Consider the following 25129-nt stretch of genomic DNA (forward strand, 5'->3'; position numbering starts at 1 on the left):
GAAAGGAGATCAATGATGGGAATTGCAAAAGCCACTGGAATTATTAAGCCCTACAATGAAGAGGGCATTATCGTCGGCGCTTGGTTATCTCAAAAAAAGATGGATCAAATAGGAGTAAAGATGGGTGATTTCATTTACGTGCAGAAAGGTTGGAGCGGCTCTCTATCGTGCAGGGCGGTCGTGAAAGGTACATTGCCTTCCAACTTTGATGAGGAGACGATAGCGTTAACGGACGATAGAATACAAGAAGGAAATTTTACAGAAGGCGATATCTGTAATTTCTGGAAACATACCAGCTGGTTCTGATTTTATCAGTACCATAAAGGGAGGACATCAGCATGAGAACCTATTCTGTAACAGAAAAAATAAAAAAGGAAGAAGACGTTATCAAAGAACTGGATTCAATTGTCAAAAGCATGATTTTGCCCAGAGTATTTAAGCGTGCTTATAAATTCGAAGAAATTAGATTAGTCTATATACCCTATGCGTTAAGTGAGTATGAAATCGAAAATACCAAATTAAAAAAAGGCGGGCAGAAAGGTAATATATTTATTAGCACTGAAGTTCAAACAAACAGAAAAAAAGCCTTTTTAGCAATTGAAGATTTTCATACTTTGGAAGAAGAGCATCTGGAGAATCTTGTTACAGAGACCGATTTAGATGAAAAGCAGCTAGAGGAAAACGATCGAAGGGAATTGCTGTTCAAAACTCTCCCTAGAAATTTGAAGTCTTGGAAGGAACATAATATCAAGAAAAAGCAATACAAGCTCTTTTACAGACCTCTATACCTGATGAGATACCGATTATTCGGCAGGCAGCAGGTATATAAGACCTTCGGAGATAAATATAATTTGTAATCTTAGCCTCCAAATGAAATATAAAAAACGTCTTAATGCATTGAATGGTGCTTAAGGCGTTTTTTAATGCCCAATGAGTTTTGATAGATGAATACGATCCTGGGACAGCATTTAATCTGCAATAAAGGACGTTGATGCAGAAATCATTCTGGATGCAAAATGACATCAACCAGAATCTGCTTAGAGATACCAAGGTTCTTATCAAGGCTCTTGGAATGCCTTAAAATGGCTTAAATCTAAGGACTTTTTTTCGAAAACCACAGCGAGGCCTTGGCATAATAATTGCGTATTACCAATAATGTAAATATTCTCAAAATATAAAAAATTATTTACTTTGGAGGTGAATGATGAAAGCGGCACTTTGGTATGGAAGAAACGATATACGGCTGGTTGAAATACCTGAGCCTGAAGCAGAACCCGGTATGATAAAAATCAAAGTGAAATGGTGTGGAATCTGTGGGTCTGATATTCATGAATACCTATCCGGCCCCATAGCAATACCCGTTGATGTACCGCATCCAATTAGTGGTAAGTCGTCTCCGGTAATTCTCGGTCATGAACTTTCTGGAGAAGTTGTCCAAGTTGGGGAAGACGTTACAAAATTCAAAGCGGGAGACAGAGTGGTAGTAGAACCTTTGGTTATATGCGGTAAATGCCCCGCCTGTTTGGAAGGCAAATACAATTTATGTGAGAATGTTGGTTTCCATGGATTATGTGGTACAGGCGGAGGATTCGCAGAATTCACTACGTTTCCGGAGAGATTTGTACATAAAATCCCGGATACAATTTCCTATGAAGAAGCCGCTTTAATTGAACCAATCGCTGTGGCATTGCATTCTCTTGAAGTAGGAAACTTTACCGTAGGGCAGACAGCTGTAGTGATCGGTGCAGGCCCAATTGGGCTTTCCACAATAGAATCATTAAAAGCAGCAGGAGCCAGGACAATTATTGCTGTCCAGAGAAAATCCGTAAGGCAGAAATATGCGAAGGATAAAGGAGCTGATATTGTTTTAGATCCAAATGATGAAGCAGATATTGTTGGTAAAATAAAGAAAATTACCGATGGAGGGGCTGACATTGTATTTGAAGTGACAGGGTCTCAGCAAGGGTTCGATATTGGTTTGAAAGTTTTGAAATATAGCGGAGCATTTGTAATAACGAGTATATGGGATGATCCCATCCGGTTGAATCTAAATGATCTGGTATATTCGGAAATAAAAATGATCGGTACTATCTCTTCCAGAAGAAATTTCCCCATGGCAATTCAGTTAATATCAAATAAAAAAATAAAAACAGAAGGGTATATTACTAAAAAAATTCATCTGGGCAACATCATAAAAGAAGGATTTGACGCCTTATTAGGTCCTGAAAAAAAAGAACATGTAAAAATAATCGTTACACCTGAACAATCTTTTTAAAAAGCCTAAAGAGACTTGACGAAACCTATGACGATTTTTGATGCTAATCCAAGCATTAAAAATAGATTAACAATTAGGAGGATTAAAATGAAGAAGAAGCAAATTTTAGCTTTGTTTCTGGTGGTAGTTATGGCAGCAGGTTTATTCATCGGATGTGGAGGTAACACACCAGAAGGATCAGCTGAGTCCAGTGGCGATGCAGCTGCAGAGACGGATTATGCAAAAGAATTGTATTCTATGATGCCTGATACTTGTTTATCTGGTGTATTCGATCCCAATGCCCTTGAAGACCGAACAAACATTAATAAAGCCCTCCCATTTAAGCCAAAAGATCCTAAGAACGTTGTTATTGGCTGGACTGAAATAACACAGAGTGATCCTTGGTTTGTATCCGTTGGAGATGCAGCAAAGGAGAGATGTGCGGAATATGGTTATACTCTTAATTTTGATGTGGCTGATGGTGACCTTCAGAAACAGAGTGCCCATATTGATTCTTATATTGCAAGAGGTGTTGACATAATTGTAGTTGACCCGACTGACGTTGTAGGTATTGCTGCCGACATTCAAAGAGCAGTGGATGCTGGAATACCGGTAATTGGTTTTGGGTCAGAAATTTACGGAGCCCCGGTTATTACCACAATCACCGCAAATACATTCGAAGATGGATATGCTGTTGGTAAATATACTGCAACTCAGTATGGTGCCGATGAGCAGATCAACCTCGGTATCGTCATTGGTATGATGGGTAACAGTACTGCCGAAAGCCGAGTTAATGGCTTGCTAAGTGGATTAGTGTATGGACGTGCACAAGCAATGGGTAAAGAAATTACAAGAGAACAAGCTATTGTTGACGCGACAAAGTTATTCAAGTCAGTTGTAAAAAGCGGTAAATTTGACTCTAATGAGTATAAAATTGCTTGTCTGAACTGGGGAGAAGGAGGCTGGACCTATGAAGGAGGCTTGGCTGTAGGCGAAACCATGCTATCCGCAGTCGGAGATCAGTTGAATCTGATTATCGGAGAAAATGACTTTCAGGGTGCCGGTGCTTATAAAGCAGTAGAGAATTATGGACTGACAGATAAGATAAAGATCGCATGTATCGGTAACGGAATGAAGGCCGAAGTAACCATGGTGAAGAATGGACAATTGCTCGCTACAAGTACGCATAGCGGTCAGCATTTTGCATATTCAACAATTGATATGATCCATGATCTCGTTGAAGGTACAAATACATATAATGAAAACAACTTGCCTATGCTTACTGCATTCGATTCATTTGCAATCAAAAAAGAGAATGTTGACCAGGTTTGGGATCCGGATCCAAAGAATCTGTATCACAAGGTTCCCGCTTTACAAATCAGGACAGTGTCTGAACTCAAGAAAGCGATTGAAAACGGCACTTACTATGCTGCTGATTAATGAAATCCAGTTAATTGTAATATAGGAGGTTTTCCCTCCTATATTACAATCTCACTTTATGGTAAGAGTTCTTACATAACTCTTAATTTGTAATGAGGTAATGCAATGGATAATACAAAAAATGATATGGTGAAGATGACCGATATCTCTAAGAGATTCGGTGGGGTTACAGCCTTGGATAATGTTAGCTTTAGTGCAAAACCAGGGGAAATCCATGCTTTACTCGGTGAAAACGGAGCAGGGAAATCAACCTTGATGAAGGTTTTGGCAGGAGCAATTGAAAAGGATGCAGGAAAGATCGAGATTGATGGTAAAGAAGTCTCTATCAATAACCCCAAACAGGGCCAGGACTGCGGTATTTCAGTAATCTATCAAGAGTTTGCATTAGCAAAGCATCTTACTGCAGCAGAGAATATCTTTATAGACAGTCTCGGTGAGGGGAAGACACTTGTAAACTGGAAGAAATTAAAGCAGAGAGCAAAAGTTGTTTTAGAGGAAATGGGGTTTGGAGATATTGATCCAAGTAAGCCTGTTTCCGAACTTACCGTGGCATATCAGCAGGTCGTTGAAATATGCAAGGCAATATCAAGAGATGCAAAGGTTCTGATTTTCGACGAGCCGACTGCAGTTTTAACATTAAAAGAAGTCGAAAAATTATTTGCTGTTATTAATAAACTGAAAGAGAAGGGTGTATGCATCATCTACATATCTCATCGATTAGAAGAAATTTTTAGAATTTGTGACCGCATTACCATATTGAAAGATGGTAGAAATGTAACGACCATTGAGGTTAAGGACACGAATGAAAAAGCAGTGGTAACTTATATGATTGGAAGAGATTTAAGTGAATTTTTCCCGGAAAGAAATGCGAAGGTCGGAGAAACAGTTTTAAAGGTTGAAAATTTAAATTGCGGCAGCATGGTGAAAAATATCAGTTTTGAAGTGAAATCAGGAGAAGTGCTGGGATTTGCCGGTCTCGTCGGCGCGGGACGTACTGAAACCATGCGAGCAATTTTTGGAGCTGATAAAAAAGAAAGTGGAGTCATTTATTTAAATGGTGACGTGTTTAAGATAAATTGTCCAAAACATGCTGTCAGAGCGGGGATCGGAATGCTGCCTGAAGATCGTAAGCAACAGGGTGTATTGCTTGACATGTCGATTCGAATCAATGGAACATTGAGTACTCTTCATGAATTCTCATCGAGACCCTTTGGGGTATTGAAGCATAAAAAAGAAATCAATGAAGTAAATGAAATCATTAAGCTTTTGACTGTTAAAACCCCGAATCAAAATAATTGTGCATCCTCACTGTCGGGAGGTAATCAACAAAAGGTTGCTCTCATGAAATGGCTGATTTCAGGGTGTAAGGTATTGATTTTTGATGAACCTACCAGAGGTGTCGATGTAGGAGCGAAGGTGGAAATTTATAAAGTAATGAACAGTCTGGCAGAACAGGGTGTAGCAATTGTCATGATATCTTCCGAAATGCCAGAAGTAATAGGTATGAGCGACAGAGTTCTGGTAATGCGGCATGGTGAGATCACCGGTGAGGTAACAAAAGAAAATATCACGGAGCAGAATCTAATTAATTTATCGATGGGGGTTTCTTGAAATGGAAGAAAGAATCAACAATAGAAACGTAGATGTTGTAAATTTAATGATGAAGTATAACGCAATTGTTATACTGGTTGTACTGATTATTGTATCAACGATCTTATCAGACGCATTCTTTACCGCTACCAATATCATGAATTTATTAAGACAATTGGTCCCTCTGACATTGGCATCTCTTGGAATGCTTCTGGTTATTCTGACAGGCGGCATTGACTTGTCAGTAGCTTCGGTAACTGCAGTTGGCGGTATGTTTACCGGTATCCTTATCGCCAATTATAATATGACTTCTGCAGGAGCGCTTGTCGGTGTAATATTAATCGTTCTGGCAGTCGGCTTCCTGATTGGTTCTATCACCGGATTTTTCGTAATCGGATTAAAAATGGCCCCGTTTGTAGCAACCTTGGCAACAATGACAATGGCTAGAGGCTTTGCCTACTTAATGTCAAATGGGCAGCCGGTTAGACTTCCAATGGGAGAACCTGCAACCTTACTGCTGAGTTCTTTTGGGGCCAAGTCTATTGCAGGTATCCCGTGGCCTGTTATTTTAGGAGTTTTCTTTATTTTACTTTTCGTATTTATCACAAAGAATACGGTATTTGGAAGGCTGATCATTGCTTCTGGAAGCAATGAGACTGCAGTAAGACTTGCCGGTATTACCGTAAACAAGTACATATTCTTTGCCTATGCGATCTGCGGAGCGCTTTGTGCCTTAGGCGGACTTGTTGCCACATCTCGTGTATCAGTTGCAGCGCCTTCCATCGCAACCGGCTTGGAGCTGGATGCCATTGCAGCTTGCGTAATCGGAGGAGCAAGCCTTTCCGGGGGTAAAGGTACCGTTGTCAATACTATTATAGGTGTTTTGGTTCTGGGGCTTATTACAAATGTAATGAGCTTAATGAGCATTGCGGCGTATCCTCAGCAGATCATAAAGGGTCTAATTATTGTACTGGCGGTTTTCCTGCAACACATTACAAACCGTGAAAAAAAGCCGGTTTAAATTCTATCAATCCTTGAAAAAAGGCTCTCCTCCCTATTGCTGTCATTCCTCCGCAATAGGGCTGCGTGCATAGCAAATGGCATTTCGTATGCTATTGCTATGCACAAAATTTAATAATATCAGATTGTGTAATAGAAAGGAGTATACCTATGACATGCCAAGTAATCGGGAACCCGTCAAGATATCGGCAGGGCAGGCATATACTGGATGACATTCATCATTATTTACAGCAATATGGAAGTAAATTTCTTTTTTTAGCGGATGAAAATGTATATCAAATTCTCGCAGATCAATTGAATAAAAGTTTGAAAAACACTGATATTGAACTGGTTTGGGTGAAATTTAATGGAGAAAGCTCACCTGATGAGGTAAAACGTGTACAATCTGTTTTCACAGAGCAAAGCTTTCATGCCGTAGTGGGAGCGGGAGGGGGCAAGGCCTTGGATACCGCTAAAGCGGTTGCGCATTATACAGGTGCGCCCCTGGTTATTGCCCCTACCATTGCCTCTACAGATGCCCCATGCAGTTCACTGGCAGTTATGTATGAAGAAAATGAGCTTCCAAAGGATTTAATTTTACCTAAAAACCCTGATTTGGTTTTGGTAGATGTTGATATTATTGCAAAAGCGCCGGTAAGATTATTGGTTTCAGGAATGGGCGATGCTTTTGCAACTTATTATGAAGCAAGAGCATGTAAAAATTCCGGAGCTAAAAATATATTTCAAGGGTTTGGAACTAATTCTTCTTATGAACTGGCTAAATTGAGCAGGCAGATTCTATTGGAAGACGGGTTGAAAGCAAAGATTGCGGTTGAGAATAAAACAGTGACAAAGGCACTAGAAAATATAATAGAGGCAAATATCTATCTTAGCGGTGTGGGGTTTGAGAATAATGGATGTGCCGTAGCACATGGAATTTATAACGGATTTACAGCATTACACAAAGAGCATCATTTCCTGCATGGTGAGTGTGTAGCTTTTGGAACGCTGGTTCAATTAGTTCTTGAAAATGTTGGTTCTGATGAGATTTATAAGGTCCAAAGCTTCTTCTATAGTGTCGGCCTGCCTTTGACTCTGGCAGATTTAGGCTGGGGTAATATCACAGATGCAGAATTGAAACAAGCGGTTACAGCTGCATGTGCAAATGAAATCACACATCATATGCCTTTTCCAGTTACAGAAGAGAGCCTATATGAGGCTGTTATCGTTGCTGATAAATTGGGAGCGTATTTTAAAAAGAATGAAGAATAGTCCTGAAAGGAGGTGAATTCAAGGTACTATAAAAATTCTGCGAAGGAGTTGATTGAGAAAGGGTAAAGAATTTCACACTCAATAAATCAAATTTGTTTCCGAGTCTTAGCACCTAAAGTGTTTGGCAATGGGGCTTTGACCGTTAGGGTATACAGGGAAACGTGTATGCCTTCCATCTTGAAAAGGGAATGAATTGCAATAAAATTTAATATTTATTGTACTCATTTTCCTTAACTGAGATTAGTTTTACTTGCAAAGTGAAGGAGAATGTATTATGGAAAGATTTAAAGTCTATATCAATGGAGTGTTCCGGGAGGCTTATAGCAGCGAGTTTTCTGCTGTCAATAATCCTGCAACAGGAAAAATTGTATATGAAGTTCCCAAATGTGACGCAAGAGAAGTTCATGAAAGTATAGAAGCTGCATATAAAGCACAAAAAGAGTGGTGCAAAATTACAGCTGTGGAAAGAGGAAACTACTTAAGAAGATTAGCTGAAAAAGTGATGGAGAATGCAGACGATTTAGCCGTTATTCTTTCGAAAGAACAAGGAAAAACATTACATCAAAGTATGGGAGAAATCACCGGTGCTACGGGGCTTATTGAGTATCATGCAAACTGGGACAGGCGTATAGAAGGGGAGATCCTGGCTGGGGATAATAGCAATAAAGAAAATATTATGATATTTAAAGAACCCATAGGCGTTGTTGCCTGTATCATGCCATGGAATTTTCCTGTGTATGTGCTTTTCAGAAAAATAGCACCCGCTTTATTAGCAGGATGTACCGTAGTCTGCAAGCCAAGCGGGGAAACACCCGCTTCTACCTTGGCAATAGCAAAAATAATTGATGAAGTTGGCTTCCCTGCCGGTACAGTAAATTTTATTTCCGGAAAGGGATCGGTTATCGGGGAGGCTATCGCCAGAAATCCGAAGGTTGATATGATTACCGTAACCGGAAGCGTAGAAACGGGACAAGAAATCATTCGTGCTTCCTCCGATAATGTTTGTAAAGTATCTTTAGAGTTAGGGGGAAAAGCGCCTGCTATCGTAATGGAGGATGCGGATCTTGAGCTTGCAGCAGACTGTGTGGTAGGTTCCAGATTGGGTAATGCCGGGCAAATATGCAATTGCGCCGAAAGGCTTTACGTGCATCAAAACATCGCCGAGAAATTTATAAACATGATAAAAGAGCGTATGGCAGCCGCGACTTACGGAGATGGAATAGACAATCCGGAGCATACCATGGGTGCAATGATAAACAAAGAAGCAACCATAAGAGTTCATAATATGGTAGAAAGGGCTGTTGCAGCCGGTGCAAATATAATTCTGGGAGGATTTTTGCCAGAGGGATCGGGTGCATTTTACCCGCCGACAATTTTGATTAATGTAAGTCAAAAATCAGAAATCATGCAAGAGGAAGTTTTTGGCCCTGTCCTACCGGTAGCAACCTTTAAAACTGCCAATGAAGCTTTACAGCTTGCAAACGATTGCAAATATGGGTTGACGTCAAGTTTATATACCAATGATTATAATACAATTATGCTCTTTTCCAACAATATTGAATTTGGAGAACTATATGTCAATAGACAACAGGGAGAAGCATACCATGGCTACCATGCCGGATGGAAATTATCCGGAATTGGCGGCGATGACGGTAAGCATGGCTTTCAGGAATTCCTAAAGACAAGAGCGGTATATATGAATTATAAAACAGATTTATATTAGTAAGAAATCAAAATATAAAATTTAAAAAAGGGGGAATTACACAATGTAGTTCCCCCAATAGCTGAGAATAGCCTTAATGAATAAAATATACGGGAAGGCGGGATTTACAATGATAAAGGGAATTATTGCACCAAATTTAACTTTCTTTGATGAAGAAGGCAAAATAGATGAAAAAAAATGTAAGCAGCACATGGACTGGATGCTGAGCAAAGGGGTAAATGGCTTCTTTGTAACAGGAACTTATGGATCAGGATTCCTTCTCTCAATAGAAGAAAGATTAAGAGTATATGAGTTGGCAAAAGAAGTTAGCCTGAAAAACCCGGAAGTATTCATAATAGCGCATACAGGTTGTGCTGATACATCTTCATCCATAAAATTGACCAAGTATGCAAAAAAAATAGGGCTCCATGCGGTGAGTGCGATTTTGCCTTTTCATTATAAATATACGGATCGAGAAATTATACATTACTATTCTGCATTGGTTGATGCGGAAGACATACCCGTATTTGCTTACAATAATCCCGAAATTACAGGAAAATCCTTATCCTGGAATCAACTGTGCAGGTTGGAAGAAATCGGTGTATGCGGGGTCAAAGACAGCGCTGTAGATATAAAGCTTGCAACATGTGTTTATAATGACAACCGAATCAATAACAAGAATTTTCAATATATATCAGGAACAACATCAGGTTGGCTGGCATTTCGGAAACTGGGGGTTGATTCCATGATAGCGGGTATGTGTAATTACACACCCGAGATTGTGTCGGCACTATTTCGATATTCCTATCAGAATGAGGATAAAGCCATTAGAGCTTATGAAATTACCTATGAGTTGGGAGAGAGGATCAAAGAAGGCAACAGTCTGGTCTCCTCACATATTTCATTAAAAGCAAGAGGCTTTGATCCAGGCTGTATGAGACTGCCGCTGACCGTAAACTATGATGACAAAGAAGAAAGAATAAGGGAAATAAAAGAATTGATTGAGCAGGCATTGAATCGCATTTCGGAGCTTGAAGCTCGTACATAGGAGGAAGAAAATGTATTATTTTTATTTTGATTGTGGTACAAGCAATACGAGAGGATACCTGATTCAGAACAGTACCGTAATAAGTAGTCAAAATTTAAATATTGGATCTAAAGATGTATCTATATGTAATGATAAAAGCTTACTTGTCAGGGGTTTGAAAACAATTTATGATTCTTTGCTTCACAAAGCAGGACTGACTGACCATGACATTTCCTGCATATATGCCTCTGGAATGATCACAAGCCCTTATGGACTGGTGGAAGTACCGCATGCGGCCATTCCGATTGATAAGCAGGGGATAAAAGCTTCCATCTTTATTCATTTTGAGCATACCTTGTTTCACCGGGAAATTCATCTGATTCGCGGTTTGAAGACTACATCAATGGATTTGTCATGGGATGTAATCGAAGAAATTAACAACCTCCGGGGAGAGGAGGTCGAAATAGCAGGTATATGCAATCACCTGCCAATTCAATGGAAATCTTCAAAATATATAATTTTATTACCCGGTTCTCATACCCATGCGGTTCTAATGGATAAGGAAACGATTCTTGATATATTTTCTCTTTTCTCCGGTGAGATTTTTCACGCACTGACTTCAGCTACAGTACTGGCATCTTCTACGGAAGTACAAGAAGGCAAGCTTCAAAGCATTGATTTAAACGCGGTCAAAAAGGGATGTGAGTATGTACAAAAATATGGATTTGCACGAGCCGTTTATATTATCCATGCCATGAAAATTTTTAATATTGAAGATAACTATAAAAGGAGAAGCTGCTTGAGCGGTGTGGTAACCAGCACTGTCATGCAATCTTTTCTGAAACATCTGAAGAGTAAATGGGAACAGACAAATAATATAGCGGTCTATGCAGAAGAAAGCATAGCAAACACCTACCTGGAAGTTTTACGATATTTAACATGGAATACGGGTCTTGAGACGATTGCTTTGGCAAGAAATAAGATGAATTGCTGCGTGGAAGGCTTTGTTGATATTATAAATAGTTAAAGCATCAAGGATAAAGAAAGCTAGGAGTTAATTTATGAAAAAAATACTGATTACCTCTAAATCTTTTGGGCAGGTTAGCGATCAACCGTTAAAACTGCTAAATGAGGCCGGCATGAATATTGAATATTATAATAAAGAATTTGATGAAATGGAATTTCGCAAGAGACTGAAAGAATGCAGCGGGCTTATCATAGGATCCCATCCTTTAACGGAAGGAGCGGTAAAGGAAGCTCCTGAACTAAGAATTGTGTGTAAACACGGGACCGGATTGGATAATATCGATTTAGAAATAATGGAACGATATAAGGTCAAAGTGGATAATGTGCCTGCGGTAAACTCAAACGCTGTTGCTGATTTAGCCTTTTCGCTTATTCTGGATGTGGCACGCAAAACTTCCTGTGCGGCAAAGAGTGTAAAGGAAGGATCCTGGGAAAAGGTGTTCGGTGTAAACGTTTATTCAAAAAATCTTTCTCTGATTGGATTTGGAGAAATCGGTAAAAATGTAGCAAGAAGGGCTCATGGATTTTCAATGAAGGTTTTCGTTTACGATCCTTTTTTATCAGTGCTTCCGGAAGAGTTTAAAGATTATGTAAAACCGGTATCCCTTGAGGAAGCACTTTCTGTTGCTGATTTCCTGTCTGTTCATGTTCCGTTAAACCATCAAACTCAAAATTTAATCTGCTTGAAAGAGCTCAATATGATGAAAAGGGGAAGTTTTATTATCAATACTTCAAGAGGCGGAATTATTAACGAAACCGACTTACTGGCAGCGCTGCTAAGCAAACATATCGCCGGGGCAGGACTGGATGTCCTTGAAAAAGAACCCCCAAACAAGGATTATCCTTTACTAAAATTACAACAGGTTACGATTACTCCTCATATGGGGATGTACTCCTTTGAATCTATTAATGATGTAAGCATGATTGCTGCCCGTAACATCATTAAGTATTTATCTCAAAATGAGTGAAAGAAAGTTTAAAAGAAGAGTTTACAAGAGAGTTTTTTCATTTGTAAAAATAAGAAAAGGTAGAGATAACAAACTCTACCTTTTCTGATAAAGGAGAAGATAAGAATGAAAGCGCTGATTATGAAAGAATATATGAAACTTGAATATACGGATGTAGAGATGCCCAAAATTAAGGATAATGAAGTTTTGGTCAAAATAATGGCCGTATCGGTTTGCGGGAGTGACATCCACGGTATCGACGGCAAATCCAACAGACGGCAGGTGCCGATCATTATGGGACATGAAGCTAGCGGTATGATTACGGAAGCCGGTGCGAAGGTAACGGAATTTAAACCAGGAGACAGGGTTACATTTGACTCTACTATCTATTGCGGCCGGTGTGAATTCTGTCGGAAAGGACAGCTTAACCTTTGTGACTATAGGAAGGTTTATGGAGTTTCCTGTGATGATTACAGACAGCATGGCGCTTATTGTGAGTATCTTGCAGTTCCGGAGCATATTTTATATAAAATCGGTGATCACGTATCCTACCAAGAGGCAGCCTTGGTCGAACCAATGTCAGTTGCTCTTCATGCCATAAATCTTCTGAATCTGACTTCCTCCGATACCGTTGTCATTTTTGGTACCGGGACCATTGCTTTATTTGCGGTGCAATTTTTTAAACTAAGAAATTGTGGTAATCTCATTGTGGTTGGCCGAAATGATAAAAAACTGCTTTTGGCACAAAAGTTGGGAGCTGATTCCGTTATTAATTTAAAAAAGGTGAACGTGAGTACTGCTATAATGGAACTGACCGGCGGGCAAGGGACGGATTACGGATATGATGCGGCCGGAGCTCAAAGCACTTTCCATATGGGAATTGCATCTTTAAAAAAGGGCGGTACCTTAGTGACTCTGGCAAATTTAGATAAAAAATTTGAATTGGATATAGCCAGTGTCATAACGAAGCAGCTGACAATAAAAGGATCTTGTGCTTCCAGCGGGGAGTATAAAGAAATTTTGGATCTTTTAGAAAAGGGTCTGCTGAAAACAAATTATGTAATCAGTAAGCAGCTGCCTCTATCCGAAGCCGCAGATTTTATTATAAAACTCCATAATAAAGAAATCACTGACTTTAACAAACTTATACTTGTAACTGATCCAAAATAGGAAAGTTTCGTTTAGCAGGTGCTTACTTCACCCATACCTTTAAAAAAGGCTAGAAAAGTGCGGCATTTAAAGTTATAATAATATGTTAAGAGTTTTAACCAATGACAAACCGGCTCTAAGACTCAACAGAAATAGATAATACTTAATATTTAAATAAAGAGAGGAGCCCTTGCGAGATGATAATAAATAGAATGCTGTTTAATATTCCCGCGGAAAACCATACCGTAGAAGAGATAACCGAACTGCTTTCCAAACATCAGGAAGTGAAGTTTGTTTCCCTGGTAGGGATTGATATCGGCGGCCACGATACGGATGAAAAAATACCCGTGGAGCTGTTCATAAAAGATATGGAGAAATTTCTGTCCCAGGGCGTTCAAACGGACGGATCCAGTGTAGTACTTCCGAAAATCGCGGAATTGAATAATGCCAAAGTAGACATCATACCGGATTTAAGTGTTAACTGGTATGTTGATTATAATTTCAACCATGTGACAGAGGATACCAAGCTGCCTGTAGGCACTCTGAGAATTCCTTCCTTCCTGGTTCATAATGATACCTTTGAAGTTGGTTCAAGAGTCATCCTTAGAGATACGGTAAAGGCATTTAAAATAGGTGTCCGCAGCCTTCTTGAAAAAAATCCTTATGTTTTTGATTATCTGGAGATTGATTCCATTGATGAAATCGATGATATCGTTTTAACAGCGGCCACCGAATTGGAATTTTGGGTAAAGACTCCGGATGACAAAGCGGACCGGGAACAGCTTTCTACCTCGCAGATTCTGAAGGAGCAGTATTGGAAGAGAACCATTGGTCCGGTAAGAACAGCATTGGAAAAATCGCTGCTGATCCTGGATCGTTATGGATTCAATATTGAAATGGGCCACAAGGAGGTCGGAGGAATCAAAGCAAAATTGGGCACCTCCGGCGAATATGACCATGTGATGGAGCAGTTGGAAATCGACTGGGGATACAGTACGGCTCTTCAGGCTGCCGACAATGAAAACCAGGTAAAATATGTGGTAAGAGATGTTTTCAGAGCCCATGGCCTGGATGTTACTTTTATGGCCAAGCCTATGGAAGGCGTTGCAGGCAACGGAGAGCATACCCATATCGGGGTAGCTGCCAAACTGAAAAATGGAAAAATAATTAACTTATTTGCACCGAAGAATATGGAAGAGGATTACCTGAATCCGATAGGCTTTGGAGCGCTGCTCGGAATCCTGAAGAACTATGAGGTGATGAATCCCTTCATCGCATCTTCCAATGATGCGTTGAACAGATTGAAACCCGGATTTGAGGCTCCTGTATGCATTGTAACTTCCATCGGTCATACGGCAAAGGTTCCTTCACGAAACAGGACGGTGCTCGTCGGGTTGGTTCGTGACATCAATAATCCGCTGTCTACCAGATTTGAGCTGCGCTCTCCAAATCCCAAAAGCAATACCTATCTGGTACTGGCTACTGCTTATCTGGCAATGCTGGATGGGATAACCGCGGCTCTGGAAGCAGGGAAAACAACAAAGGAACTGGAAGGCTCCCTTTCGAAAAAGTACGGTAAAGAAGATTTCTATCTGGAAACCCGTCGTGAATATCGAAGCGAAAAGGACGTATTTGACGAATACAGTGAGGAAGAAAGAGACAAGCTCTTCGGAAAAGTTCCTGCTACCGTCTGGGAAAATATCAGTGCATTCCGGGAATATCCGGATAAATTGAAAATCCTCATGAAAGATGGGGTTATGGACAATATCACCCTGGAATCTTACGAAGAAGCAACAGTGGGAGCCTGGGCTACGGAGCTTCATAACAGAATTATTCCCAACACCATGGCTTTGGTAAGAGAATGCAAAAAAATGCATCCCGATAATGAATGCACCGATTATGACGTTCTGAACTGGACCAAGATACAAAAATTAAGAGTGTATCTGGGACAGGATCAAATAGAGAAAAAATCCTTGCTTACAAGGATAAAACTGGCATTGGACAGTAAAAACTATAATGAGGCTTCCGATCTCCAAATCGAAATGCAATCAAAGATCGAGGAGCTTGTGAATACCTATATGGAATATAAAAAGAATCTGTTGTAAAGGAGAGAAGAAGAAATGTTAGACATGAAACGAATCAGAGAAGACTTTGAATCTGTGAAAAAAGCAGTTGAATCCAGAGGCCAGGGTGATTACGGAATCGATCAGGTATTGGCGCTGGATGAAAAAAGGAGAAGTATTCTTTCCTCTGTAGAACAGATGAAAAACAAGCAGAATCTTGATTCAAAGGAAATTCCCAAATTGAAAAAAGAGGGAAAGGATACTACGGAGCTGATGAAAGAGATGAAGGCTCTTTCCGATGAAATTAAAAAGCTGGATACGGAAGTCAGCGAAGTAGAAGAACAGCTGAAAAGCACCCTTTTAAATATCCCCAATACACCGTCGGAATCTGCCCCTGTAGGGAAAAGCGATGCAGATAATGTAGAGGTCAGAAAATGGGGCGAACCGAGAGTCTTTGATTTTGATTTCAAGGCTCACTGGGATGTGGGTCAGGATCTGGGAATTCTGGATTTTGAAAGAGCTGCGAAAATTTCCGGGGCTCGATTTACCGTATATAAAGGAATGGGAGCAAGGCTCGAGCGTTCTATCATAAATTTCATGCTGAATCTTCATACGGAAGAGCATGGTTATACGGAAATTCTGCCGCCTTTTATGGTAAACAGAGATGCCATGACGGGAACGGGGCAGCTTCCAAAATTTGAAGAAGATATGTTTTGGATTCCGGCCAAGGATTTCTTCCTGATTCCTACTGCCGAAGTACCTGTTACCAATCTCAGGATGAATGAAATTATGGATGCTGAGGAACTTCCTGTCTACTATACGGCCTACACCCCCTGCTTTAGAAAAGAGGCGGGTTCTGCAGGCAGAGATACCAGAGGCCTGATCAGGCAGCATCAATTCAATAAAGTGGAATTAGTGAAGTTTGTAAAGCCGGAGGAATCCTATCAGGAGCTGGAATCCCTTCTCAATGCGGCGGAAGAGGTTCTAAAACGTCTTGAAATTCCATATCGTGTTGTAAAGCTCAGCACAGGAGATTTAGGATTCTCATCTGCAATGACTTACGATATTGAAGTATGGATGCCAAGCTATGGAAAGTATGTTGAGATTTCTTCCTGCAGTAATTTTGAAAGCTATCAGGCAAGACGTGCAGGAATCAGATACCGTCCGGATTCCAAGAGCAAACCGGAGTTTGTTCATACTTTAAACGGTTCCGGTCTGGCAGTCGGCAGGACTTGCGCGGCCATTTTGGAGAATTATCAGCAGGCAGACGGTACCGTAGTGATACCGGAAGCCCTTAGACCTTATATGGGAACGGACAGAATAACATTTTAGTCGGTAAGGAGGGTCATGATGCCACCTCTTGCTCTAAAAATAGGTGATATTGTAGAATTGAAGAAAAAGCATCCCTGCGGAGGAAACCGCTTCACCGTCATGCGTACCGGAATGGATTTTCGTATTAAATGTGAAACTTGCGGTACGCAAATATGGCTGGGGAGACCCGATCTGGAAAAGAGCGTAAAAAAAATAATACCGAAGGAATGATTACTATGGAAATGGTCAAGACACCCGAAGAAACCATGCACGAGAATGCTGTAGCCAAAGAGCAGGAGCAGATCCAAGAACTGTTAAGAAGGGGTGCCGTCCGGCATTATTTCCTGGGGCCGGAAAATATCTGGTCACAGGAAGGCTTTGGAACTGTCGTAGGAGGGGTTCTCACCGGGTTTCTGGGAGGGATTCTGCTGCCAAAGCTGTTTTTATACTCCAATACCAATGCAGCATTGCAATACATGTGCTGGCTTATGACCGCTGCCGGGATTTTTCTCATTTTAAAAGGATTACATGGAATGAAAAAGGAGTATCGAGTACAGCAAAAGCAGGTTTCGGATCAGACCTTTGATGAGATCCTGGCTTATGACCTCGTCAAGCTCGGTGATATCAGCAAAGCATTGCTGAAGGAAAATATTCCGAAGCTGGCAGAGGAAGAGAATCTTGAACAGCTGGAAATGGTTCTTGTAAGGGGACCGAGAGATTACGTTCATAATGTCAATTTGCCATTACTCTGGAAACAGGGAGAAGACGGATTCCTGCGATACTCCAACTTTTCCGTTATGGCGCTTTATTTTGGAAATGAAAATCTCTATATTTATACCAGCATTTATAATATGAGGAATGGCACCAGCAAATTTCAGCATACTTATGAATGCCCCTATGATAAAATCAGGTATACCAGACTGGAAGACCGAGTAATTGATACTGTAAATCAAAAGAACAAGGCTATTTCCGGTAAACTTCAGGTCCTCGTCATCAATGCGGGGGATCGCGAAGAGGACGAACTGGTAATACCGGTGAGGGATTATGACCTCATGGAGCAGATGCAGGGTGATCTTGATATCTGTGATGCGGAAACAGCAATTCAATTAATTATAAATAAAATAAAGGAGTGAATATTTTGATAACGATTGCAATCGTATTTGTCATTTATTTGGCCATCATGGTGGCCATCGGCTTTAAGTTTTACAGTAAGACAAGTAATCTGAGCGATTATATTCTTGGAGGAAGAAATTTAGGGAGCTGGCTCACCGCCTTGTCTGCCCAGGCATCCGATATGAGCGGATGGTTGCTTATCGGACTCCCCGGAACTGCCTATGTGATCTACGCGGGAACCTCAGAAGCGATTTGGACGGCTATCGGCCTGGTACTCGGGACCTATCTGAACTGGCTGTTTGTTGCAAAACGTCTGAGAAAGTATACAGAGGTTTCAGGCAATTCCATTACCATACCGGACTTCCTCGAAAATCGATTCAAGGATACAAAACATATACTAAGAATCATTTCCGCAGTCTTTATCGTAATATTTTTCCTTATTTATACTTCATCACAATTTTCAGCCGGAGCAAAACTATTCTCCACGGTGTTTGGCCTCAATTACACAACCGGCCTGATACTTGGTGCTGCTATTATTGTATCTTATACCGCTTTGGGTGGATTCTCCGCAGTATGCTGGACGGATGCCATCCAGGGAAGCATCATGTTCTTTGCCTTGATTGCGGTTCCCTTTATGGCAATGATGGAAATGGGCGGTGTCGGTGAAGTGGCAACGAGACTTTCACAACTGACTCCCGAATCTTTAGGCCTTTTCCCTATGAAAAATGGTGCTGTGGATTCCATGCTGCTGGCTTCGGGGCTTGGATGGGGACTCGGCTATTTTGGACAGCCGCACATCCTCACCCGATTTATGGCAATTCAATCTCCGGATATGATTAAAAAATCCAGAACGATAGCAATGATCTGGGTCATTATAACGCTTACCGCTGCCGTAGGAATCGGAATTATCGGAAAAGCCTACCTGCCGGATCTGGTAGATGGTGAAACTATTTATATGGCCATGATCAATTCCATGTTCCCGGATGTGGTTGCAGGAATCCTGCTGACGGCTATTCTGGCAGCCATCATGAGTACCGCCAGCTCACAGCTTCTGGTTACGGCATCCTCTGCCTCCAGGGATCTTTACGCATTGCTGTTTAAAAAGAGTACCAAAGGGACGGAAATTGTTTGGGTAAGCAGAATCACTGTGGTAGTGGTATCCGCCATTGCGATTGTCATCGCGTTGGATGCCAACAGTTCTGTTTTTGGTCTTGTGTCCTGTGCCTGGGGCGGTTTTGGCGCTGCCTTCGGTCCGCTGATCCTCTTTTCCTTGTTCTGGAAGAGAACTACGGTACAGGGTGCCATTGCCGGTATGATTACCGGCGGCGTGGTGGATTTATACTGGTATTCCATGAAGGCTCAAGGGGGTATCTTCCAGATTTATGAGATTATCCCCGGATTCCTGGCGGCTTCTCTGGTTCTTGTTGTTGTCAGCCTTCTAACGAAACTTCCGAAGGAATTAGCCGAAGAATTTGAGGAATCAAAAAAACCTTGGGTAAAGAAGTAATTTTATTTTTTATTCTTGTTCATTTTGGGTATAAGATATAAAATGAAAACAATAAAATGATATTGGGTTATTTCATAAAGGAGGTAAGATTATGTCCGAAAAGGAATTGGAGAAAAACGACAACTGCTGCGGTGACGGCAAAAAAATTGATGACTATTTAGGGTGTACCATCTGTGAACCTGCAAAGGAAGTAGAAGATATCGAAGCTCCTGCAGAAGCCAATTATGAGGTGGATTCTCCACCGGAACCGAAAGCAGAGCCGGATGACCGCTATGAAGGAATGCTCTAAAGAATTCTAAAGTAGCGCTTTTAAGAGTAACAATCATACATACGGTAATATTTAATTGAGTAGGTTTAACACCTACTCAATTTTTTAAACCGTTATTCGAATAAGAATTTTTCTATTGCCCTGGCCACTCCGTCCTGATTGTTGGTTCCCGTAACATAGTCTGCAAGCTCCTTAAGCTTTGGGACTGCATTTTCGACGGCTACTCCAAGACCTGCAAATTGTATCATATCAATGTCATTGAAATTATCTCCGAAACACATGATTTCTGAGGGAAGTATATTTTTTCCCTTTGCATACTTCTCAATGGCGTTGGCTTTGCTTACCTGCTCCGCACAAATATCAAAGCTGTTATACCAGGAGCTGGTTACAGAAATTCCCGGCAGCTCCGTTAATTCGCTGTAGAGCACTCCGCGTTCTTCCTCCTCACAATGCACCAGTACCTTATAAATTTCATCCTTATCAAGAATTTGAAAAGGATTTACTTCCATCATAGGAAAGCGTTCATCCTCAGGAAGCTCATTGTTGAATTGATAAAAGCCCGACCATTGAGGGGAGAACTTTTCAGTATAAAAGCACTCTTCCCCATAAAAATGAAAATAAAGCCCCTTGTCCGTCAGAAACTGAAAAACCTCAGACAAAGCTTCCGAAGCAATGGGCTTTCCATATACTTTCCTGCCGCCGGCTTCTTTAATCAAGGCCCCGTTACAGGCCAGTATGGGAGTATTTAGCCCCAACTCCGCCGAATAACGCCGCGCTCCACCGTAGATTCTTCCTGTCGCCAGCATAAACTCGGTGCCGTTCTTTGCTGCTCTTTGGATGATTGATTTCGTATACTCTGAAACAGAGTGATCATCTCTCAATAACGTTCCATCCATGTCACTTACGATTAGTTTATACATAAAACCTCCTAACTCTCTCTCCAAAATCATTATACACTAAAAGACCGGAGTAAAAGTATGAGGAATCGAATAAATCTGAAAAAATAATTTAAAAGAGACACGATCTAAGAAAAAAACCATTGACAACGAAAAAGTATTTTAATATACTACTAACAATAAATGCAATGACGGAGCTTCTCTTTTTTCCATAAAACGTTACAGAGAGCCGGTGGTAGCTGCAAACCGGTACGTGTGAAAATTGAATCTCTCTCCCGAGCAGAATCTTCGAAATCAAAGGAAAGTAAAAGATTCCGGCAGACCCCGTTATCAAGGTCGAGGATTTGTTAGAATCCAGTGAGATGACTGTTACATACAGTAATCAGGGTGGTACCGCGGTAGTATAATATCGTCCCTGAAGCTTACTAAAAGCTTCAGGGACTTTTTGCGTTCTAACAAAGAATAAACGAATTTACGGAGAATATAGGAGGGTAACAACAATGACCAGAATGATTAGAATTTTTGACACTACGTTGAGAGACGGAGAGCAGTCACCAGGCTGCAGCATGAACTTAAAAGAAAAAATTGAAATGGCAAAACAGCTGGAAAAGATGAAAGTGGATATCATTGAAGCGGGATTTGCTATCACTTCTCCTGGAGATTTCGAATCTGTTCAAACGATCTCATCCATTATCAAGGACTGCACAGTAGCCAGCCTGTCCAGAGCTGCGGAAAAGGACATTGATGCTTCCTGGGAAGCATTGAAAAAAGCAGTGGATCCCAGAATCCATATCGTAATCGCTACATCTCCTATTCATATGCAATATAAATTGAATCTGGAGCCGGATGCTGTAATTGAAAAAGCGGTTGCTTCCGTAAAATATGCTAAAAAATATTGCAGCAACATCGAGTTTTCCGCGGAAGATGCAACAAGAAGCGATTTGGAATTCATGGCCAGGATTTTTGATGCAACCATTCAGGCTGGAGCCACTACGGTAAACATTCCGGACACCGTTGGTTATACCACACCGGAAGAACACTATGAATTTTTCATGAAGCTCCGTGAATTGTGCCCAAGATTGGATGACGTAACCATTTCCGCACATTGCCATAATGACCTTGGTCTTGGCGTAGCCAACTCCCTGGCGGCAATCAGAGCGGGAGTCAACCAGATCGAATGTACCATTAACGGTATCGGTGAACGTGCCGGTAATGCGGCAATGGAAGAAGTGGTCATGGCCCTTCACACAAGAAAGGATCTGTTCCAGGCGGAAACAAGAGTGGTTACCACTGAATTGATGCGTGCTTCGAAACTGCTTACCAGAATCACCGGCGTAAAGGTACAGCCAAACAAAGCGATTGTCGGAGAAAATGCTTTCTCCCATGAATCGGGAATTCATCAGGATGGTGTATTAAAGCACAAGCAGACTTACGAAATTATGACTCCTGAATCTATCGGGATCGTAGGAAATAACAACATCGTACTTGGAAAGCATTCCGGAAGACACGCCTTCAGAAACAAGATCAGAGAGCTTGGATATGAAATCAGCGACGAGCAGCTGGAACAGGCTTTTGCGAAGTTCAAGGTAGTCGCCGACAAGAAGAAATCCGTATATGACAGAGATATTGAGGCGATTCTTGCAAAGGAAACTCTTCAGGTTCCAAAGACCTATACCCTGGAAAGCTTCGTTATCAACAGCGGAAACAGTATTACTTCCACCGCCGTATTAAAGGTAATCAAAGACGGAAAAGCAATCGAAAAGGTATCAAGAGGAGACGGTCCTATCGATGCCGCCTTTAAGGCAATTGAAAAAATTGTTGGGATGGATCTGAAGCTTGACGATTATCAGCTGCAGTCCGTCACGGAAGGAATGGATGCACTGGGAGATGCACTGGTGAAGATTAGTGACGAAAACGGTGAAATCTATGGAGGAAGAGGGCTTTCCACAGACGTGATAGAAGCGAGTATTCAAGCCTATATCAACGCAGTAAATAAAATGATTTACGATAAAGAACATCGTGCATAAACAGGAAGGAGGATGACAAAATGGGAATGACCATGACACAGAAAATACTTGCTGCACATGCCGGCTTGAAAGAAGTAAAGGCTGGGCAGTTTATCGAAGCGGATTTGGATATTGTTTTGGCAAATGATATCACGGGTCCGGTTGCTATAAAAGAATTCAACAAGATGGGAGCAAAAGGTGTCTTTGACAAGAACAAGGTCGTGCTGGTGCCGGATCACTTTACTCCCAACAAAGATATCAAGGCTGCCGAGCAGTGTAAAATGCTCAGAGAATTTGCAGTAGATCAGGAAATTGAAAACTATTTTGAAGTGGGAGAAATGGGAATTGAGCATGCGCTGCTTCCGGAAAAAGGCTTGGTGGTGGCAGGAGATGCCGTTATCGGAGCAGATTCTCACACTTGCACTTATGGTGCTTTAGGCGCCTTTGCCACAGGAATCGGTTCTACGGATATGGCTGCAGGAATGGCCAGGGGGAAAGCCTGGTTCAAGGTACCTTCCGCGATCAAATTTGAACTGATAGGAAAACCAACCAAGTGGGTGAGTGGGAAAGACGTGATCCTGCATATCATCGGGATGATCGGTGTGGACGGCGCACTCTACAAATCCATGGAATTTATGGGCAGCGGTTTAAAGAACCTGTCCATGGACGACAGGCTTGCCATGGCAAACATGGCCATTGAAGCCGGGGCAAAAAACGGCATCTTCATGGTGGATGACATTACAAAGGAATACATGAAGGAGCATAAAAATAAGAATAAAGCCTTTAAAAAGAAGATCAAGATTTATGCACCCGATGAGGATGCGGTTTATGACGAGACTTATGTCATTGATCTGGCAAAAATAAGACCTACGGTAGCCTTCCCTCATCTGCCGGAAAATACAAAAACCATTGACGAGGTGGGAGACATTAAGATCGATCAGGTTGTAATCGGTTCCTGCACCAACGGCAGAATGGAAGATATGGAAGTAACAGCAAAAATCCTGAAGGGGAAAAAGGTTGCCAAGAATTTGAGGCTGATCATCTTCCCGGGAACCCAGCAGATCTATCTTGACTGTGTAAAGAAAGGCTACGCTGAAATCTTTGTAAAAGCCGGTGCAGTATTCTCAACGCCAACCTGCGGACCATGTCTTGGAGGGCATATGGGAATCCTTGCAGCAGGTGAAAGAGCTGTAGCCACCACAAACAGAAACTTCGTCGGCAGAATGGGACACGTGGATTCGGAAATCTACCTGGCAAGTCCTGCAGTGGCTGCCGCTTCCGCAATCGCCGGTAAAATTTTTAATCCGGAGAAGCTATAAACAAAAGGAAAGAAAGGATAAGAAAATGGGAAACGTTTTTAAATATGGTGAAAATGTCGATACCGACGTAATCATTCCCGCAAGGCATTTGAATACTTCTGATCCGGCGGAGCTTGCGAAGCATTGCATGGAAGATATCGATGCAGAATTTGCCGGAAAGGTAAAACTGGGAGATATTATTGTAGCAGGAAAGAACTTTGGCTGCGGCTCCTCAAGAGAGCATGCGCCTATAGCGATCAAAGCGGCCGGCGTCAGCTGTGTTATCGCCCCTACCTTTGCCAGAATCTTTTACAGGAATTCCTTTAATACGGGACTTCCCATCCTTGAGTGTGAAGAGGCAGCCCAAAAAATTCAGGCCGGAGATGAGGTTGAAGTTGATTTTATGACCGGAGAAATCAAAAATATGACAAAAGGGGAGAGCTATCAGGCAGAACCTTTCCCGGAATTTATCACAAAAATAATTGAAAATGACGGCCTTGTAAATTACGTAAAAAATAATCTAAGTAGATAGGAGTATGAAATGAATTACAAAATAGCGCTGGTTCCCGGTGATGGCATCGGCCCCGATGTGGTGGCTGAGGCGGTAAAGGTTCTGGATCAAATAGGAGTAAAATACGGACATCAATTTGAATACCGTACTGTATTGGCAGGGGGAGCAGCTATTGATGCAACAGGCGCTTGCCTGCCTGATGAAACTATTGAAATATGCAAAGATAGTGATGCTGTCTTACTGGGTGCCGTAGGCGGCTGGAAGTGGGATACCCTTCCCGGAGATCAAAGGCCGGAAAGAGCTTTGCTTGGACTTCGAAAGGAGCTTGGGCTCTTTGCTAACATCAGACCGGCGTTGCTTTTTGAAGAACTGGCGGATGCCTGCCCGCTGAAAACGGAGATCATCCAGGGGGGACTTGACATCGTCGTGGTTCGTGAGCTTACTGGAGGGATCTACTTCGGTGAAAAGGGCTATAAGGATACGGAGCTTGGAAAAGCAGCTTATGATGTTGAACTCTATGCTGAAGAAGAAATTCGAAGAATTGCCATCGTAGCTTTTGATATGGCGATGAAAAGAAATAAAAAGCTCACTAGTGTAGATAAGGCAAACGTACTGGAAAGCTCCAGGCATTGGAGAAAAGTAGTAACGGAAGTTGCAGCAGATTATCCTGAGGTTGAATTAAGCCATATGTATATTGACAATGCAGCTATGCAGATGGTCAGAAATCCAAAGCAGTTTGACGTCATCGTT

23 protein-coding genes, 1 riboswitch and 1 other annotated feature are annotated in these 25129 nt (G+C 41.5%); of the genes, 22 read left to right on the top strand and 1 reads right to left on the bottom strand.

The features are described 5' to 3' along the window. Positions 1-15 precede the first annotated feature (15 nt). From KCX82_RS08295 to KCX82_RS08380, 18 genes are all read left to right on the top strand, one after another. Positions 16-306: a hypothetical protein gene (locus KCX82_RS08295; protein ID WP_227017989.1), complete on the top strand. Its 291-nt coding sequence runs from the start codon at positions 16-18 to the stop codon at positions 304-306. A gap of 32 nt (positions 307-338) precedes the next feature. After that, the gene (locus KCX82_RS08300; RefSeq protein ID WP_227017990.1) at positions 339-857 is read left to right on the top strand and encodes a hypothetical protein; all 519 of its coding nucleotides are present in this window, start codon (positions 339-341) and stop codon (positions 855-857) included. A 422-nt stretch (positions 858-1279) separates the two neighbouring features. Next, positions 1280-2275 carry a 2,3-butanediol dehydrogenase gene (locus KCX82_RS08305; RefSeq protein WP_465250636.1) on the top strand — a complete coding sequence of 332 codons (996 nt, stop codon included), beginning with the start codon at positions 1280-1282 and terminating at the stop codon, positions 2273-2275. An 87-nt stretch (positions 2276-2362) separates the two neighbouring features. Continuing rightward, the gene (locus tag KCX82_RS08310) at positions 2363-3694 is read left to right on the top strand and encodes a sugar ABC transporter substrate-binding protein (protein WP_227017992.1); all 1332 of its coding nucleotides are present in this window, start codon (positions 2363-2365) and stop codon (positions 3692-3694) included. 105 nt (positions 3695-3799) lie between these two features. Continuing rightward, positions 3800-5305: a sugar ABC transporter ATP-binding protein gene (locus KCX82_RS08315; RefSeq protein WP_227017993.1), complete on the top strand. Its 1506-nt coding sequence runs from the start codon at positions 3800-3802 to the stop codon at positions 5303-5305. Position 5306: 1 nt separating this feature from the next. Continuing rightward, positions 5307-6305: an ABC transporter permease gene (locus tag KCX82_RS08320; protein WP_227017994.1), complete on the top strand. Its 999-nt coding sequence runs from the start codon at positions 5307-5309 to the stop codon at positions 6303-6305. Positions 6306-6454: 149 nt separating this feature from the next. Further along, the gene (locus KCX82_RS08325) at positions 6455-7555 is read left to right on the top strand and encodes a glycerol dehydrogenase (RefSeq protein WP_227018104.1); all 1101 of its coding nucleotides are present in this window, start codon (positions 6455-6457) and stop codon (positions 7553-7555) included. 84 nt (positions 7556-7639) lie between these two features. Then, positions 7640-7759: riboswitch (molybdenum cofactor riboswitch) on the top strand. 70 nt (positions 7760-7829) lie between these two features. After that, a complete protein-coding gene (gene aldA, locus KCX82_RS08330; RefSeq protein WP_227017995.1) occupies positions 7830-9278 on the top strand; it encodes an aldehyde dehydrogenase in 1449 nt (482 codons plus the stop codon). Positions 9279-9387: 109 nt separating this feature from the next. Then, the gene (locus KCX82_RS08335; RefSeq protein WP_227017996.1) at positions 9388-10305 is read left to right on the top strand and encodes a dihydrodipicolinate synthase family protein; all 918 of its coding nucleotides are present in this window, start codon (positions 9388-9390) and stop codon (positions 10303-10305) included. A 10-nt stretch (positions 10306-10315) separates the two neighbouring features. Then, complete coding sequence (locus tag KCX82_RS08340; RefSeq protein ID WP_227017997.1) at positions 10316-11311, top strand: 2-dehydro-3-deoxygalactonokinase; 996 nt, start codon at positions 10316-10318, stop codon at positions 11309-11311. A 34-nt stretch (positions 11312-11345) separates the two neighbouring features. Further along, entirely contained in the window at positions 11346-12278 is a 933-nt protein-coding gene (locus KCX82_RS08345; RefSeq protein WP_227017998.1) for a phosphoglycerate dehydrogenase, read from the top strand. Between the two features lie 105 nt (positions 12279-12383). Beyond that, positions 12384-13427 carry a zinc-dependent alcohol dehydrogenase gene (locus KCX82_RS08350; protein WP_227017999.1) on the top strand — a complete coding sequence of 348 codons (1044 nt, stop codon included), beginning with the start codon at positions 12384-12386 and terminating at the stop codon, positions 13425-13427. 176 nt (positions 13428-13603) lie between these two features. After that, a complete protein-coding gene (locus KCX82_RS08355) occupies positions 13604-15511 on the top strand; it encodes a type I glutamate--ammonia ligase (RefSeq protein WP_227018000.1) in 1908 nt (635 codons plus the stop codon). Positions 15512-15526: 15 nt separating this feature from the next. Next, positions 15527-16801 (top strand): serine--tRNA ligase, encoded by a 1275-nt coding sequence (gene serS / locus KCX82_RS08360; protein WP_227018001.1) that lies wholly within the window; start codon positions 15527-15529, stop codon positions 16799-16801. 18 nt (positions 16802-16819) lie between these two features. Next, on the top strand, positions 16820-17011 hold the full coding sequence (locus KCX82_RS08365) for a DUF951 domain-containing protein (RefSeq protein WP_227018002.1): 192 nt from the start codon (positions 16820-16822) through the stop codon (positions 17009-17011). Between the two features lie 5 nt (positions 17012-17016). Beyond that, the gene (locus tag KCX82_RS08370) at positions 17017-17913 is read left to right on the top strand and encodes a hypothetical protein (protein ID WP_227018003.1); all 897 of its coding nucleotides are present in this window, start codon (positions 17017-17019) and stop codon (positions 17911-17913) included. 5 nt (positions 17914-17918) lie between these two features. Beyond that, the gene (putP, locus tag KCX82_RS08375; RefSeq protein ID WP_264373232.1) at positions 17919-19400 is read left to right on the top strand and encodes a sodium/proline symporter PutP; all 1482 of its coding nucleotides are present in this window, start codon (positions 17919-17921) and stop codon (positions 19398-19400) included. A gap of 91 nt (positions 19401-19491) precedes the next feature. Continuing rightward, positions 19492-19689, top strand: a complete 198-nt coding sequence (locus KCX82_RS08380) for a hypothetical protein (protein WP_227018005.1) — start codon at positions 19492-19494, stop codon at positions 19687-19689. Between the two features lie 92 nt (positions 19690-19781). Here the strand turns inward: KCX82_RS08380 and KCX82_RS08385 are convergent, their stop codons facing one another. Continuing rightward, on the bottom strand, positions 19782-20588 hold the full coding sequence (locus KCX82_RS08385; protein ID WP_227018006.1) for a Cof-type HAD-IIB family hydrolase: 807 nt from the start codon (positions 20586-20588) through the stop codon (positions 19782-19784). A 155-nt stretch (positions 20589-20743) separates the two neighbouring features. After that, positions 20744-20984, top strand: a binding site (T-box leader). An 80-nt stretch (positions 20985-21064) separates the two neighbouring features. Between KCX82_RS08385 and KCX82_RS08390 the strand changes: the two genes are divergently transcribed. The 4 genes from KCX82_RS08390 to leuB all read left to right on the top strand — a co-directional run. Next, entirely contained in the window at positions 21065-22591 is a 1527-nt protein-coding gene (locus tag KCX82_RS08390; protein ID WP_227018007.1) for a 2-isopropylmalate synthase, read from the top strand. A 20-nt stretch (positions 22592-22611) separates the two neighbouring features. Further along, positions 22612-23889 (top strand): 3-isopropylmalate dehydratase large subunit, encoded by a 1278-nt coding sequence (gene leuC, locus KCX82_RS08395; protein ID WP_227018008.1) that lies wholly within the window; start codon positions 22612-22614, stop codon positions 23887-23889. 25 nt (positions 23890-23914) lie between these two features. After that, the gene (gene leuD / locus KCX82_RS08400) at positions 23915-24400 is read left to right on the top strand and encodes a 3-isopropylmalate dehydratase small subunit (RefSeq protein ID WP_227018009.1); all 486 of its coding nucleotides are present in this window, start codon (positions 23915-23917) and stop codon (positions 24398-24400) included. Positions 24401-24409: 9 nt separating this feature from the next. After that, the coding region (leuB, locus tag KCX82_RS08405) for a 3-isopropylmalate dehydrogenase (RefSeq protein WP_227018010.1) at positions 24410-25129 on the top strand (720 nt) is incomplete at its 3' end.

Origin of the sequence: Sinanaerobacter chloroacetimidivorans (assembly GCF_018128545.1) — a bacterium.
Lineage (GTDB): Bacteria > Bacillota > Clostridia > Peptostreptococcales > Anaerovoracaceae > Sinanaerobacter > Sinanaerobacter chloroacetimidivorans.

What these genes read in the sequence shown, in the direction of transcription:
- leuD (WP_227018009.1), top strand. Translation starts at nt 23,915, where the DNA reads ATGGGAAACGTTTTTAAATATGGTGAAAATGTCGATACCGACGTAATC.
- aldA (WP_227017995.1), top strand. Translation starts at nt 7,830, where the DNA reads ATGGAAAGATTTAAAGTCTATATCAATGGAGTGTTCCGGGAGGCTTAT.
- KCX82_RS08385 (WP_227018006.1), bottom strand. Translation starts at nt 20,588, where the DNA reads ATGTATAAACTAATCGTAAGTGACATGGATGGAACGTTATTGAGAGAT.
- KCX82_RS08295 (WP_227017989.1), top strand. Translation starts at nt 16, where the DNA reads ATGGGAATTGCAAAAGCCACTGGAATTATTAAGCCCTACAATGAAGAG.
- KCX82_RS08390 (WP_227018007.1), top strand. Translation starts at nt 21,065, where the DNA reads ATGACCAGAATGATTAGAATTTTTGACACTACGTTGAGAGACGGAGAG.
- KCX82_RS08300 (WP_227017990.1), top strand. Translation starts at nt 339, where the DNA reads ATGAGAACCTATTCTGTAACAGAAAAAATAAAAAAGGAAGAAGACGTT.
- KCX82_RS08345 (WP_227017998.1), top strand. Translation starts at nt 11,346, where the DNA reads ATGAAAAAAATACTGATTACCTCTAAATCTTTTGGGCAGGTTAGCGAT.
- KCX82_RS08335 (WP_227017996.1), top strand. Translation starts at nt 9,388, where the DNA reads ATGATAAAGGGAATTATTGCACCAAATTTAACTTTCTTTGATGAAGAA.
- KCX82_RS08305 (WP_465250636.1), top strand. Translation starts at nt 1,280, where the DNA reads ATGATAAAAATCAAAGTGAAATGGTGTGGAATCTGTGGGTCTGATATT.
- KCX82_RS08310 (WP_227017992.1), top strand. Translation starts at nt 2,363, where the DNA reads ATGAAGAAGAAGCAAATTTTAGCTTTGTTTCTGGTGGTAGTTATGGCA.
- KCX82_RS08350 (WP_227017999.1), top strand. Translation starts at nt 12,384, where the DNA reads ATGAAAGCGCTGATTATGAAAGAATATATGAAACTTGAATATACGGAT.
- KCX82_RS08340 (WP_227017997.1), top strand. Translation starts at nt 10,316, where the DNA reads ATGTATTATTTTTATTTTGATTGTGGTACAAGCAATACGAGAGGATAC.
- KCX82_RS08380 (WP_227018005.1), top strand. Translation starts at nt 19,492, where the DNA reads ATGTCCGAAAAGGAATTGGAGAAAAACGACAACTGCTGCGGTGACGGC.
- KCX82_RS08355 (WP_227018000.1), top strand. Translation starts at nt 13,604, where the DNA reads ATGATAATAAATAGAATGCTGTTTAATATTCCCGCGGAAAACCATACC.
- KCX82_RS08320 (WP_227017994.1), top strand. Translation starts at nt 5,307, where the DNA reads ATGGAAGAAAGAATCAACAATAGAAACGTAGATGTTGTAAATTTAATG.
- KCX82_RS08365 (WP_227018002.1), top strand. Translation starts at nt 16,820, where the DNA reads ATGCCACCTCTTGCTCTAAAAATAGGTGATATTGTAGAATTGAAGAAA.
- leuC (WP_227018008.1), top strand. Translation starts at nt 22,612, where the DNA reads ATGGGAATGACCATGACACAGAAAATACTTGCTGCACATGCCGGCTTG.
- serS (WP_227018001.1), top strand. Translation starts at nt 15,527, where the DNA reads ATGTTAGACATGAAACGAATCAGAGAAGACTTTGAATCTGTGAAAAAA.
- KCX82_RS08370 (WP_227018003.1), top strand. Translation starts at nt 17,017, where the DNA reads ATGGAAATGGTCAAGACACCCGAAGAAACCATGCACGAGAATGCTGTA.
- KCX82_RS08325 (WP_227018104.1), top strand. Translation starts at nt 6,455, where the DNA reads ATGACATGCCAAGTAATCGGGAACCCGTCAAGATATCGGCAGGGCAGG.
- KCX82_RS08315 (WP_227017993.1), top strand. Translation starts at nt 3,800, where the DNA reads ATGGATAATACAAAAAATGATATGGTGAAGATGACCGATATCTCTAAG.